Genomic DNA, 12,807 nt, shown 5'->3' on the forward strand with positions numbered 1-12,807 from the left:
AGAACCGCCCCCGGCGCACCTCGCGCCAGAGCCTCGGCGCGGCCGGTGCGGCGGCGTTCAGGCTCATGCGCTCATCGGCACCGAACGCATGGACGCGCCCCGCTGAGACACGCGGCGCATCACCGCGACCAGACCTTCCCGGCCCCACGGCCCGCTCGAAGCCACCTCTGCGCCCGCACGCGCCCGCACCGCCTCAGGAAGGCAGCAGGCGCAGGGCGTACAGCGCGGCGCCCAGGTCGGCGAGGGCGATCGGGTCCGAGAGCGGACGCTGCGTCAACTCCTCGACGCGGCGCAGGCGGTAGCGCACGGTGTTCGGATGGACGAAGAGCCGTTCCGCGGCCTCGGCGGCCACACCACCCGACGTGAACCAGTGCCCGAGCGTCTGCAGCAACCGGGCGCGCTCTGCCACGGGCAGTGCGAGGAGGGGCCCCAGGGACACCTCGACCAGACGGCTCGCCTCCGCCGGGGCCGCCGCGACCAGCATGGCCAGCGGGCTGTCGTCGAAGCGGGTGACCCCCGGCCCGTCGCCGGGCAGCCCGGTCAGGGCCAGCCGGGCGAAACGCAGCGCCTGTGGTGTGTCCCGCAGCGTGTCGAACGTGGGGCTGACGCCGACCCGCGCGCGCCGGCGGCGCAGCGCCCGCAGGCTCACCGACTCCGCGTCGCGGTGCGCGAGCGCGACCAGGCCGATCTGCTGGTCGGGCAGCAGCCGCCACACCGACGGCACCCCGGACCGGCGCAGTGCCGCCTCGATACCGGGCAACGGCTCCTGGCCGGGGTCGGGCACGGACGCGGCCACGACCGCGTACGGGCCGCGTTCCGGCAGACCGAGCTGCCCGGCCGCCTCCCACGGCGTCGTGCGGTCGGCGAGGGCGCCGGTGAACAGTGCCTCGGCCAGGGCCGAGCGGCGCGCCTCGCGTTGCAGCGCCAGTTCCGCGCTGGCTTCCCGGTAGGCGGCCGCCACCGCCTCCGCGTAGCGGCCGAACAGGGCCCAGATCTCCGACGATCCGGCCACCAGTTCGGCGTCCGTGACGTCCGGGTGCCTGCGGGCCTCGTCGACCAGCTCCGACCACAGGAACTCGAAACCGACCCGGTAGGCGTGCAGGGTGTCCGCCAGGGGCACGCCCTGCTCGGCGCGCAACCGCCCCGTCTGCTGCGCGGCCCCGACGTCGGGCCCGGCACCGAACGCGAAACGCGCGAGGAGCAGGTCGGCGTTGCCCTCGCAGGACTCCCTGAGCGAGGAGAAGGGGATGAGCGCGTCATCGGCGTACGACTCGACCTCCGCCCGTATGCGCTCGGTCATCAGCTCACCCAGCTCCGGAAGCCGCGTACGCAGGGCGGCACCCACACTCGACAGACCCATCCCCGCAGCGTAAGGCCCCTCGATTGGCTCGAGGAACAACACCGGGACGCCCGAACTGTCGGTACCGCCATGGACGCCCGCGAAGGTGCGGGCCACCATGCCGTGAGCGTTGACGACGGGACCTCGTGAACGCCCTTGAGCACGCATGCAAGGAGGCATGAATGGCCAACCTGGCGGAATTCCTGGTTGACACGGCGCGGCGACTGCCCGAGCGCCCGGCGCTGCGGCTGGGCACGGTGACCACCACCTACGCCGAGCTGGACCGGCTCAGCGCCCACGCCGCAGCCCTGCTGCACACCGAGGGCGTACGCGCCGGCGACCGGGTCGCGCTGATGCTGCCCAACGTGCCCGAGTTCGTCGTCCTGTACTACGCCGTCCTCCGCGCCGGCGGCATCATCGTGCCGATGAATCCGCTGCTGAAGGAACGCGAGACCGAGTACCACCTGCGGGACTCCGGCGCCGCGCTGCTCCTCGAGTGGCACCGGGCGCCCGGTGAGGGCGCCGCGGGCGCCGCGGCCGCCGGGGTACGGCACCTGGCGGTCGAACCCGCCGCCTTCGCCGCCGAACTGGCGCGCCTGGAGCCGCGTTACGAGACGGCCGCCACCGCCGGGGACGACATCGCCGTGCTGCTCTACACCTCGGGCACCACCGGCCGCCCCAAGGGCGCCGCGCTCACCCACGCCGGGATCCGCCACAACACCGAGGTCAACGTCAGCGAAGTGCAGCGGATGACGTCCGAGGACGTGATCGTCGGATGCCTCCCGCTGTTCCACATCTTCGGGCAGACGTGCACGATGAACGTCGCCGTGCGCAGCGGCGCGTCGCTCACCCTCGTGCCGCGTTTCGAGCCGCAGACCGTCCTCGACGCCATCGCCCGCGACCGGGCCACCGTCTTCGAGGGCGTGCCCACGATGTACGCCGCACTGCTCCAGCACCCGGGCGCCGCCGCGGCCGACGTGTCCAGCCTGCGAATGTGCGTCTCGGGGGGTGCCTCCCTGCCGGTGGAGGTCCTGCACGGCTTCGAACGGCGCTTCGACTGCATGGTGCTGGAAGGCTTCGGCATGTCCGAGACCAGCCCGGTCGTCTCCTTCAACCACCCCGACCGCCCGCGCAAGGCCGGGTCCGTCGGCACCCCCGTCCGCGACGTGGAGGTGCGGTTGCTCGACGGCACCGGCCGGGACGTCGCACCCGGGGAGGTCGGTGAACTCGCCGTGCGCGGACCGAACCTGATGAAGGAGTACTGGAACCGTCCCGAGGACACCGCCGCCGTCATGCCCGACGGCTGGCTGCGCACCGGTGACCTGGCCCGCCGGGACGAGGACGGCTACCTCTACATCGTGGACCGGAAGAAGGACCTCATCATCCGCGGCGGCTACAACGTCTACCCGCGCGAGATCGAGGAGGTCCTGCACGAGCACCCCGCGGTCGCCCTCGCCGCGGTCCTCGGCGTGCCGGACGAGCGGCTCGGCGAGGAGGTGGCGGCCGCGGTCGTGCTGCGGCCGGGCGCCCGGGCGGACACCGGGGAACTCCAGCGGTTCGTCCGGGACCGGGTCGCCGCCTACAAGTACCCGCGTCGGATATGGGTGACGGACGCCCTGCCGATGGGCCCGAGCGGCAAGATCCTCAAGCGCGAGATCGCCGCTCCACCAACCTGAGGAGTGGGGAACCGAGTTTATGAACAACTTGTTTACAACGCATAGTTGACGTTGGTCCGTTCCTTCCCTCACCATCGACTCATGTCATCCCCCCCTGGTCACACCGATCCCTTCACGCCCCCGCAGCCCGAGCAGGCGCGAGCCGAACGCGTGTACAGCTCGCTGTTCCGCATCGCCGAGCGGCATGCGGCCACGGACGACCAGCGTCGCCGGCAGGTCCACCCCTCGGTCCTCGGGCCCCACGAGGCCGTCCGGCTCGTGTCGTTCCTGCTCAGCGGGGCCGCTCAACTCGACGACGGGGAACCGGAGGTGGACCGCACAGACATCACCGCCGCGCTGAGCCTCGTGCCGCTGGTCCGCGGAGAGATGGACGAACTGGAGACCGCGCTCCTCCGGATGGCGCGCGGCCGCGGCATGACCTGGCACGAGATCGCTTTCGGCCTCGGCCTCGGCACTCCGCAAGCCGCCAGGCAGCGCTACGAACGCCTCGCCGGCCGCGCGGCCGAGAAGGAAGCCGCCGAGTAGCCGGTCGCCTCTTCGTCCGTGCTTTTGCGGTCCTCGCAAAAACGCTGGTCGGCGACGGTCGCCCTGCCGGAGCCTGACCGGCAGGACTTCCGGATGTGAGAGGCCGACCGTGACCGCGACAACGATTCATCCCGCCCAATCCGTTCTGAGTACACGCAGAGCCTGGACCGTGCTGGCCGTCTGCTGCCTGAGCATGTTCCTGGTGGGCCTGGACACCACCATCGTCAATGTGGGACTGCCCGCCATCGGCCGTGGTCTGGGCGTCGGCACGCACGGTCTCGAATGGACCGTGGACGCGTACACCATCGTCCTGGCCGCTCTGCTGATCTCCTCCGGTGCGCTGGCGGACCGGTTCGGACGCCGTCGGGTGTTCCGGTCCGGGCTGGCCGTGTTCGGCGCGGCCTCGCTGGTCTGCGCGTGCGCCCCGTCCGTGGCAGCGCTCGTCGCGGCTCGGGCGGTGCAGGGGATCGGCGCGTCGATGCTCGGTCCCGTGGCGCTCGCGATCGTGGTGAACGCGATGCCCGACCCGCGGCGGCGAGCGCAGGCGATCGGCATCTGGGCGTCCGTCTTCGGGCTCAGCATGGCCGTCGGCCCGGTCACGGGCGGAGCCCTCGTCGCCGGGCTCGGCTGGCGTGCGCTGTTCTGGATCAACGCTCCGGTCATCGTGGCCGCACTCGTGCTCAGCGCGGTGTTCGTGCCCGAGTCGCGGGCGCCGCGGGCACGTCGACTCGATGTTCCGGGGCAGGCCCTGCTGACCGTGGTCATCGGGGTCGGGGTCGGCGTGCTCATCGAGGGCCCCCGCATCGGCTGGACAGCACCTGCGGCGCTGGCCGCCTACGGGCTCGCCGCCGCGGCGACGGCCGGATTCGTACGGGTGGAGTCCCGGCGGCACGAACCACTGATGGACCTGCGCCTCTTCCGCGATCCCGTGTTCAGCGGGGCGGTCCTCGGCGCCGTGGCGGTCTTCGTCGCGCTGAACGCGACGATGCTGCTCAACACCCTCTACTTGCAGCACGCTCGCGGTTTCACGCCCCTGGCATCCGGGGCGGCGACCCTGCCCATGGCTGTCGGTGCGACCGTCTGCGCACCCTGGTCCGGCCGCCTCGTCGGCCGCATCGGACCGCGCCGGCCACTGCTGCTGGCCGGTGCCTTCATCACGGTCGGCGCGCTGTGCCTGATCGGACTCACCCCGCACACCAGCCTGCTGCTGCTTCTCCTCGCCCACCTCCTCATCGGGATCGGGTTCGGTTTCGCCAACGCCCCGATCACCAACACCGCGGTCGGCGGACTGCCCCCCGCCCAGGCCGGCGTGGCCGGAGCGATCACCTCCACGGCCCGGCAATTCGGCGCCGCACTCGGCATCGCCCTGGCCGGCGGCTTGGTCGCGGGCACGAGCCCCGCCGGGCTCGCCCGCGCCTCCCACCAGGGCTGGCTCCTGGTCGCCGCCTGTGGACTCCTGCTGGTGCCCGTCGCCCTCGCCTCACGACCCGAGAAGGATCATCGGACCGCATGAGGCACGGCCCAGCCGCGTCGCCCCGAAAGCTTTGCTGATTCGTATGCAAGTACGGGCCGGTTGGGGGCACACGGAGAGCAGAAGCACTGCTATCGGCAGGAGGCACGTCATGATCGCCCTCGGCATCATCCTGCTCATCATCGGATTCCTCACGGGCATATCGATCCTGTGGACCATCGGCATCATCCTGGTGGTGATCGGGGCCGTCCTGTGGATCCTGGGTTCCATGGGTCACGCGGTCGCCGGCCGACGGCACTATTGGTGACCGGACGCCCTTCCGGCCGCCCATCCTCGGAGGTCCGGCACCGACCGCCCGGGGTCACCGCCCCGCCGACCACGTCCAGCGCCCCTGCGCGGGGTCCTGAACGCCGGCCGGCGGGGCGGGCCACCCTCTCGGCGAAGATGGGCCTGCCGTCAAGTTCGACGTCCGTTCGCTCCCCGGGAGCGAGTGAGCGCCGCGTACTCCCCGCCCCGGACCTGGAGCCCGCCGCCGGTCAGTGACGGGCTGTCCCACGGGCGCGCCGCACCCCCACCACGGCCGGCGATCCGCTGACGACGCACAGCGCACTGGCGGTCAGCACGGAGGTGTGGACCCCGTTCCTGAACGCCTGATGGCCGTCCTCGACCACGGCCGCCTTGACCGGGTCGGGCATGTTGTCGCAGACCGGGGCGAGGCCCATCGGCACCGCGCCCTTCGCCTGCGCCAGGCCCGCTGCGGCGGGCGCGGGCACACCCGCGGTGGGCGGGCCGTGACCCGTCCACGGGACTGCGGGAGCCGGGCGGCCCGGCAGGCCGGTCGCGGGGGAGGAATCGGCTCACACGAGCGCACCCAGGGCGAACCCGAGGGCATCCAGTTCGCCATCGGTCAGGGGCACCACCGACACAGCGGGCCGGCGACCCGCGCGCCCCGAGGACTTGCCGGCAAGGCTGGAGATCAAGGATGCGACTCATGCGTGCCGCGTTCATTCAGGAGCTGGGTTCGCCGGGCGTCATCCGGTACGGCGAGATCGCCGCTCCCCGGCCCGGTCCCACCGACGTACTGGTGGACGTCCGGGCCACCGCGGTGAACCCCGTGGACACCTTCGTCCGGTCGGGTGTCTTCCGTACGCACGTGGACTTCCCCTTCGTCGTCGGCCGTGACCTGGTCGGCACGGTCGCCGAGGCCGGGCCCGGAGCAGTCGGGTTCCGGGCCGGGGACCGGGTGTGGTGCAACAGCCTCGGACACGGGGGCCGGCAGGGCGCCGCGGCCGAACAGGCGGTGGTGGCGGCCGACCGGCTGTACCACCTGCCCGAGGGAGTGGATCCGTACGCGGCGGTGGCGGTGTTCCATCCGGCGGCCACCGCCTATCTCGCCCTGTTCGTCCACGGGCGCATCCGGGTGGGCGAGACCGTGCTGGTCGCGGGCGCCTCAGGCAATGTCGGCAGCGCCCTGGTGACGCTGGCGGCGCGGGCCGGTGCCCGTGTGCTGGCCACGGCCGGCGCGCGGGACGCGGAGTACTGCACGGAGTCGGGCGCGGCCCAGGTGTTCGACTACCGGGACCCGGATCTGGTACCGAAGATCCGCCAGGCGGCGCCGTCGGGCCTCGACCTGTACCTGGACACGGCGGGTGTCAACGACTTGGAGACCGCGGTCGATCTCCTCGCCCGTCGTGGCCGTGTCGTGCTGTTGTCGGGGGCCCGGACCCGCCCCGTGCTGCCGGCGGGCCGGCTGTACATGAACGACCGCTCCGTCGTCGGCTTCGTCATCTCGCACGCGACCCCCGACGAACTCGCCGAAGCCGCCGCCTGCGTCAATGACCTGCTCGGCCGGGGGGCCCTGCGCCCGCGGAGGATCGAGGTCCACCCACTGAGCGCGGCCGGCGACGTACACGCCCGGATGGAGAAGGGCGAACTGCGCGGGACGCGCGTCGTCCTGCGCACGGACCCGGCCTGAACCCGCTGACCAGCTGCGGGAAGGGGCAGGGACGTCGACCTCTTCGCCAGCGGATATCGTATGACGGAAACGTCATGCCGCACAGCGGAAAAGGCGACGTGGGGGAGGTCTGAGTTTGCGGTGCCGCACGAGGGTGGGAGCAGTCGGTCCCGGACACGGGCCGGACTTCGGGCCGTACGCGCTGCGGGGCCTCGCCCAGGTCATGTTCCTGGGCAACGCGTGGACGGGCGCCGTCTTCGGCCTGGCACTGGTGGTGGCGGACTGGCGGTACGGCGCCTACGGACTGGGCGGCGCGGCCCTGGGCACCGGCACCGCATGTCTGCTGGGCGTGTCCCGCGACCGGGTGCAGGTGGGGCTGGAGGGCTTCAACTCCTGCCTGACCGCACTGTGTTTCGCAGTGTTCCTCGATGCGGGCAGACCGTCCACCGTGCTCCTCGCCGCCGCTGGGGGCGTCGTCGCCACCGTCGTCACGGCAGCGGTGGTCCGGCTGCTCCACGTGTGGAACCTGCCGGCGCTGACCATGCCGTACTGCTTGCTGGCGGGCGCGGTGACCGTCGCCGCGCCCGCCTTCCGGCGGATCCGGCCCCACGGTGACACCATCGCCGCCCTGCCCGGCGCGGCCTCCGGATCCAGCGCCCTCGGCCTGAACGATGTGTGGCGAGCGTTCTTCCGCAACGTGTCCCAGGTCTTCTTCCTCGATCAGTGGTACGCGGGGGCTCTGCTGCTCGCGGGCATCTTCCTGGCGAGCCGGGTGGCGGGTATGGCGGCCTGTGCCGGCAGCGCGACCGGCATCCTGACGGCTTGGGCGCTCGGGGCGCCGGCCACACGGATCGCCGACGGCACGATGGGCTGCAACGCGGTGCTCGTGGCACTGGCGCTGTGCGGTGTGTTCCTGGCGGCCACCCCCGCGACGCTGCTGTACGCGCTGCTCGGCGCCGCGACCGCGACCGCCGTCACACCGGCCGTCGCCGCTCTGCTCGCCCCGTCCGGCGCTCACGCGCTCACCTGGCCGTTCGTGCTGACGACGTTCGGCTTCCTGCTGGCCGCCCGCGCCTTCCCGCGCATGACCGGCCGAAGCCACGGCCGGGACAAGGCTCCGCCGCCGAGTCGGACGCGGGCCGCGGTCACTTCGACGCCGTAGCTCGCGACATCCCCGTCACGGGGCACCACGCGCGTCCGGGCGGGTGCGACTCCGCTCGATGAGCCTGCGGCGTCTTCCGGGGTGACCGGGGTGGTGCGGGGAGTCATGCGGCCGGGACGTCTTCGGCCGGCACGGCGGACTCGGGGGCGAACCGGGGTGTCCGTCCGGGCAGCAGGAGCGGGGTGGCGAGCAGTAGAACGCCGGAAGTGGTGATCGCGGCGAGGGGGCTGGTGAGTGTGGCGAGGATGCCCCAGACCACCGTGAGCGTGGCCTGTACGAGTTTGCTGCTGACACTCCAGGCGCTGAGGACCTGGGCGGCATGGTCCGCGGGAGTCCGTCGCAGGCGTTCCGTGGCGTAGACGGGGTTGAAGACGCCCATGCAGGTGATCAGCAGGCCCTCGACGATGATCACGGTGAGGAGTCCGGGGACGCCGGGACGGATGAACGCGAGACCGAGCGGGAAGAGTGCTCGCAGCCGGCCGGAGACGGTCATGACCCGGTGCCGGCCGTAACGCCTCACGAGGCGTGCGCTGAGGCGGGCGCCCACGAAGCCGCCGAGTGCCGGGATGCCGAAGGCGAGACCGTATCGCCAGGCCGGGAAGTGGTACTCGCCCAGCAGGAGTACGGCCAGGAGCGGAACGGTGGCCATGATCAGGCCGCCGACCAGGATCGAGTTGAGGAACAGGCGGCGTAGTACGCGGTCGTGGAGGATGAACCGCCAGCCGCCGAGAAGGCCGGCTCCGCGCGACCTGGTGGCCGGCTCGCGGGGTGCCGCGACGTCGCCTCCGCGGATGCGGAGTACCGCGAGCGCGGACAGCAGGTAACTGAAGGCGTCGGCCATGACCGTGATGACCGGGCCGAGCAGCCCGATGAGCGCGCCGCCGAGAGGCGGGCCGGCCGCGGTCGCCACCCAGCTCGTGCCCTCGAACCTCCCGTTCGCGGCAAGGAGATGATCGCTGTGGACGAGGTGTTTCAGGTACGCGCCGGACGCGGCGGTGAAGGCGATGCTTGCGGTCCCGGAGACGACCGAGACGACCAGCAGCTGGCCGTAGGACAGTAGGCCGAGGAAGTACGCGACCGGAACACTCGCCATCGCGAGGAACCGGGCCAAGTCCATCACGATCATCACCGGACGCTTGGCCCGGTGCTCGACCCACGGCCCGAGCGGGAACGCGACGATCGCCGCGACGGCAAGCCCGGCCGCATCCAGCAGCGAAACCGCGAATGCCGGCGAGTGCAGAACTCGGACCGCGATGAGCGGGAACGCTCCGAAGGCCGTCCACGTGCCGTACGTACTGACGGCGTAGGCCGACCACAGCCAGCCGAAACCGGACCCCAGTTCCCCGCGCACATGACTCCTCAGCGACAACCGACGTTTGGGTCCCCGCATCACATCGGCTCCGAGGGAGCAGGGCAAACAACCGCCTTCAGGCGAGCCACAACGATCAGTTGGGCGTGCCTAAGGTGGACCCATGGACACCGAGGCAGTGCGATCGTTCGTCCGGGCGGCCGAGCTGGGACAGTTGCGCCACGCTGCCGACGAGCTGGGCGTGACACAGCAGGCGGTCTCGAAGCGGATCGCCGCCCTGGAGCGCGAGCTCGAGGTCCGCCTGTTCGCCCGTACCGCCCGCGGGGTCGAGCTGACGCTCGACGGTCAGGCGTTCCTGCCGCACGCACGGAGTATCGTCGCGGGCGTCGATCGCGCCGTCACCGCGGTCAGGCCGGGCTCGCGGGCCCTTCGGATCGACGTCCTCGGCCTGCGAAGCGCGCAGGCCGTCGTGCTGCACGACTATTGGCGGTCGCATCCCGAAACCGACCTCGACGTGGTGACCCTCAGGGTCAACGACCCTCACGTGGTGGCCGCCGCCGTTCAGGCAGGCGATATCGACGCCTCGTTCCGCACCGTCACCGATCCGGCCACGCTGCCGCCCGACGTGCGAATGATCCACGCCTTCGACTCCCCGCTGGAACTCCTCGTCGGCCCCAGGCATCCGCTCGCCTCCGCACGCACACTGACACCACCCCAGCTGCGCAAGCTTCGGATCTGGGTGCCGGGTATCGCACCCCGGAGCGAATGGGCGGAGTTCTACGATCAGCTCGCCACCGACTTCGACCTCCGCATCGACGCGGCAGGCCCGAACTTCGGTAACGAGGTACTCCTCGACGCCCTCGCCGACTCCGCCGACGTGGCCACCCTCGTCGGCGCGCGCGACCGCTACATCTGGCCGACCAACCACGACCTGCGCCGCATCCCGATCGTGAACCCGACGCTCGCCTACCCGCTCTCCCTCATGCTGCCCAGATCGAATCCGCACCCGGGACTCCGGCCGATCATCAACCACTTGGCAAGCCTGGCACCGCTCCCCGAGACGGCCTGGCGTCCGTCCTGGGCGACGAGGCCCTAGGCTAGGTGACCCGTGCCTTGTAGGCGTCGGGGTAGCGCTGGGTGAACTTGATCGCGCACACCAGCAGTGCGATGGGGATGACCCAGTTGAACCAGTCGCTCTGGGACGGGTGGCGGATGGCCAGCCAGGTCGAGAGCGTCATCAGGGCGAAGGCCACGCCCCACAGCGCTGTGAGTACCCGGTTGATGTGCTTGAAGACGGGCGAGTCCCAGAGGTTCCGGGGAGTCGACTCCCGGGCGTACTGGGCGGTGAAGGGGTCGATGAGCAGCGACCCGAGGGCCACGACGGCCACCAGCCCGTTGGCGATGACCTGGGCGTACGTCTCGAGCCAGACGAGCCGGCCGCGGTCCAGGACCAGGGCGAGGACCGAGAGCACGGCGAAGAAGACGATGCCGGTGAGGTCGAGGACGCGGAGCTTTCTGTGGAGCAGGTCCTGCCCCGACAGCAGGAGCGAGGCGATCAGTGCCGCGAGGGCCGCGTACTCCCAGGTGCTGGGGCTGGCGACCACCCCGAAGATGATCCAGGGCGCGAACGCGAAGAACACGCTGCCCGTGTCGACAGGCTGTTTGGCCGGGGCCTTCGTCGCCGACTGCTGCGCCATGGCAGCTCTCCCATCAGATGTAGCGACTGTGTCCCTGCATCCCCTCGTCCCATCATGCCGTGGGCCGCCGCCGACCGCATGCCGCACCTGGCGCACCGCGCGACGCGACATCACGCTCCTCCGCACTCGTCAGCATGTCCACGCGGGAGAACAATGTGTCCCAGAGGAGGCGGACCGGCTTCGGGAGGCGTCATGAGCACTTCAGCGGAACCAAGGGTGTCCGGCCTGGAGGTCCGGTCCATCGACTATGTCCCCCTCGACGAGCGCCACGGCAAGCTCTGGCATCTGGGCCCTCTGTGGTTCATGTCGAACGCCCAGATCGCCACCCTGGCGGTGGGGCTGATCAGCATCACCGAGGGCGGCAACCTCATCTGGTCCCTGCTGGCCATCGTCTCCGGCACCGTCATCGGCACCTTCTTCATGGCCTTCCACTCGGCTCAGGGCCCCCAGCTGGGCCTGCCGCAGATGATCCAGTCGCGGCCGCAGTTCGGCTACGTCGGTGCCCTGCTGGTGTGGCTCTTCGCCTATGTGCAGTACGCGGGGTTCAACGTCTTCAACAGCATCCTCGCCGCCGAATCCCTGCACACCACGCTGCACGGCGGCGTCAAGCTGTGGGTGGTCGTCGTCACCGTCATCGCGCTCGTCATCGCGCTGGTGGGCTACGACATCATCCACAAGGCCGAGCGCTTCCTGACCTACACCTTCCTGGTCGTCTTCGGGATCTTCACCGTCGGCGTCCTGGTCACCCTGCACTACCCGGCCGGCTCCTTCGACCTCGGCGGCTTCAAGTGGACGCCGTTCCTGGCCCAGTTCGGCGTGGTCGCCGGCTACCAGATCAGCTGGGCCATCTACGTCTCGGACTACTCCCGCTATCTCCCGCCGGACGTCACCGTCCGCAAGACGTTCTACTGGACGTACTTCGGCTCCGCGCTCGGCGGCATCTGGCTGATGGTGCTCGGGACGCTGCTCGCCGCCTGGGCCGGGAAGGACTTCGACACCATCGCTTCCATCAACGCCGCCGGTGACAAGGTGTTCAGCGGATTCGGCGTGATCGTGCTCCTGTTCGCCGCGCTCGGCCTGATATCCGTCACCGCGCTGAACATGTACGGCGGGTCGCTGACACTCATCAGTGCCATCGACTCGTTCAAGCGGGTACGGCCGACGCTCGGCGTACGACTGCTGACGATCGGGCTGACCGCGGCACTCTCCCTGATCGGCGCGCTGTCCGCGACCTCCGACTTCCTGACGAACTTCAGCAACTTCCTGCTGCTGGTGCTCTACCTGTTCATCCCGTGGACCGCCGTGAACCTCATGGACTACTACGTGGTGCGCCGCGGGCACTACGCCATCGCCGAGATCTTCAAGCCGCACGGCATCTACGGCCGCTGGGGCTGGCACGGCATCATCGCGTACCTGGTCGGCTTCGCCGTCATGATCCCGTTCTTCTCCGTGGGCACCCTGTACGTCGGGCCCGCGGCCAAGGCGCTCGGCGGAGCCGACATCTCCCTGTTCCTCGGACTGCCGGTGTCCGCGTTGCTGTACTGGTGGCTGACCCGCTCGATCGACGTGGCGGCCGAGACCCGCCTGGCCCAGGCGGAGGAGCAGGAACTGGAGCGTGCGGCGCACGAGCACCGCGAGCCCTGAACGAGGTGCCGGATGGGAAGGTGCCGGGCG

The 12,807-nt window shown here is 70.9% G+C and carries 12 protein-coding genes; 8 read left to right on the plus strand and 4 right to left on the minus strand.

Translation table 11 applies throughout. The features are described 5' to 3' along the window. Positions 1-193: 193 nt before the first annotated feature. Entirely contained in the window at positions 194-1,360 is a 1,167-nt protein-coding gene (locus tag AC07C1_RS13915; protein ID WP_478938897.1) for a PucR family transcriptional regulator, read from the minus strand. 161 nt (positions 1,361-1,521) lie between these two features. Between AC07C1_RS13915 and AC07C1_RS13920 the strand changes: the two genes are divergently transcribed. The 4 genes from AC07C1_RS13920 to AC07C1_RS13935 all read left to right on the plus strand — a co-directional run bounded on the left by AC07C1_RS13920 (position 1,522) and on the right by AC07C1_RS13935 (position 5,318). Further along, a complete protein-coding gene (locus AC07C1_RS13920) occupies positions 1,522-3,015 on the plus strand; it encodes a long-chain-fatty-acid--CoA ligase (RefSeq protein WP_478938898.1) in 1,494 nt (497 codons plus the stop codon). Positions 3,016-3,096: 81 nt separating this feature from the next. Further along, positions 3,097-3,540: a DNA-binding protein gene (locus tag AC07C1_RS13925; RefSeq protein WP_478938899.1), complete on the plus strand. Its 444-nt coding sequence runs from the start codon at positions 3,097-3,099 to the stop codon at positions 3,538-3,540. A 169-nt stretch (positions 3,541-3,709) separates the two neighbouring features. Continuing rightward, entirely contained in the window at positions 3,710-5,053 is a 1,344-nt protein-coding gene (locus AC07C1_RS13930) for an MFS transporter (protein WP_478938900.1), read from the plus strand. A 109-nt stretch (positions 5,054-5,162) separates the two neighbouring features. Then, positions 5,163-5,318 carry a DUF6131 family protein gene (locus tag AC07C1_RS13935; RefSeq protein ID WP_468604676.1) on the plus strand — a complete coding sequence of 52 codons (156 nt, stop codon included), beginning with the start codon at positions 5,163-5,165 and terminating at the stop codon, positions 5,316-5,318. A 229-nt stretch (positions 5,319-5,547) separates the two neighbouring features. Here the strand turns inward: AC07C1_RS13935 and AC07C1_RS13940 are convergent, their stop codons facing one another. Beyond that, the gene (locus AC07C1_RS13940) at positions 5,548-5,784 is read right to left on the minus strand and encodes a hypothetical protein (protein ID WP_478938901.1); all 237 of its coding nucleotides are present in this window, start codon (positions 5,782-5,784) and stop codon (positions 5,548-5,550) included. A 218-nt stretch (positions 5,785-6,002) separates the two neighbouring features. On the opposite strand from AC07C1_RS13940, the gene AC07C1_RS13945 reads away from it, so the two are divergent. Then, the gene (locus AC07C1_RS13945; protein ID WP_478938902.1) at positions 6,003-6,986 is read left to right on the plus strand and encodes an NADPH:quinone reductase; all 984 of its coding nucleotides are present in this window, start codon (positions 6,003-6,005) and stop codon (positions 6,984-6,986) included. Between the two features lie 133 nt (positions 6,987-7,119). Next, positions 7,120-8,127, plus strand: a complete 1,008-nt coding sequence (locus tag AC07C1_RS13950) for an urea transporter (protein WP_478938903.1) — start codon at positions 7,120-7,122, stop codon at positions 8,125-8,127. Between the two features lie 103 nt (positions 8,128-8,230). Here the strand turns inward: AC07C1_RS13950 and AC07C1_RS13955 are convergent, their stop codons facing one another. After that, a complete protein-coding gene (locus AC07C1_RS13955; protein WP_478938904.1) occupies positions 8,231-9,478 on the minus strand; it encodes an MFS transporter in 1,248 nt (415 codons plus the stop codon). 121 nt (positions 9,479-9,599) lie between these two features. Between AC07C1_RS13955 and AC07C1_RS13960 the strand changes: the two genes are divergently transcribed. Beyond that, a complete protein-coding gene (locus AC07C1_RS13960; RefSeq protein WP_478938905.1) occupies positions 9,600-10,532 on the plus strand; it encodes a LysR family transcriptional regulator in 933 nt (310 codons plus the stop codon). 1 nt (position 10,533) lies between these two features. On the opposite strand, the gene AC07C1_RS13965 is transcribed toward AC07C1_RS13960, so the two are convergent. Beyond that, positions 10,534-11,133 carry a DUF3159 domain-containing protein gene (locus tag AC07C1_RS13965; protein WP_478938906.1) on the minus strand — a complete coding sequence of 200 codons (600 nt, stop codon included), beginning with the start codon at positions 11,131-11,133 and terminating at the stop codon, positions 10,534-10,536. A 192-nt stretch (positions 11,134-11,325) separates the two neighbouring features. Between AC07C1_RS13965 and AC07C1_RS13970 the strand changes: the two genes are divergently transcribed. Then, positions 11,326-12,777: a purine-cytosine permease family protein gene (locus AC07C1_RS13970; protein WP_478938907.1), complete on the plus strand. Its 1,452-nt coding sequence runs from the start codon at positions 11,326-11,328 to the stop codon at positions 12,775-12,777. Positions 12,778-12,807 lie beyond the last annotated feature (30 nt).

The organism is Streptomyces sp. NPDC045022, assembly GCF_056432605.1.

Excerpts from the sequence above, each read along its gene's own strand:
- AC07C1_RS13920 (WP_478938898.1), top strand. The coding sequence starts at position 1,522 with ATGGCCAACCTGGCGGAATTCCTGGTTGACACGGCGCGGCGACTGCCC.
- AC07C1_RS13970 (WP_478938907.1), top strand. The coding sequence starts at position 11,326 with ATGAGCACTTCAGCGGAACCAAGGGTGTCCGGCCTGGAGGTCCGGTCC.
- AC07C1_RS13915 (WP_478938897.1), bottom strand. The coding sequence starts at position 1,360 with ATGGGTCTGTCGAGTGTGGGTGCCGCCCTGCGTACGCGGCTTCCGGAG.
- AC07C1_RS13935 (WP_468604676.1), top strand. The coding sequence starts at position 5,163 with ATGATCGCCCTCGGCATCATCCTGCTCATCATCGGATTCCTCACGGGC.
- AC07C1_RS13965 (WP_478938906.1), bottom strand. The coding sequence starts at position 11,133 with ATGGCGCAGCAGTCGGCGACGAAGGCCCCGGCCAAACAGCCTGTCGAC.
- AC07C1_RS13945 (WP_478938902.1), top strand. The coding sequence starts at position 6,003 with ATGCGTGCCGCGTTCATTCAGGAGCTGGGTTCGCCGGGCGTCATCCGG.
- AC07C1_RS13925 (WP_478938899.1), top strand. The coding sequence starts at position 3,097 with ATGTCATCCCCCCCTGGTCACACCGATCCCTTCACGCCCCCGCAGCCC.
- AC07C1_RS13960 (WP_478938905.1), top strand. The coding sequence starts at position 9,600 with ATGGACACCGAGGCAGTGCGATCGTTCGTCCGGGCGGCCGAGCTGGGA.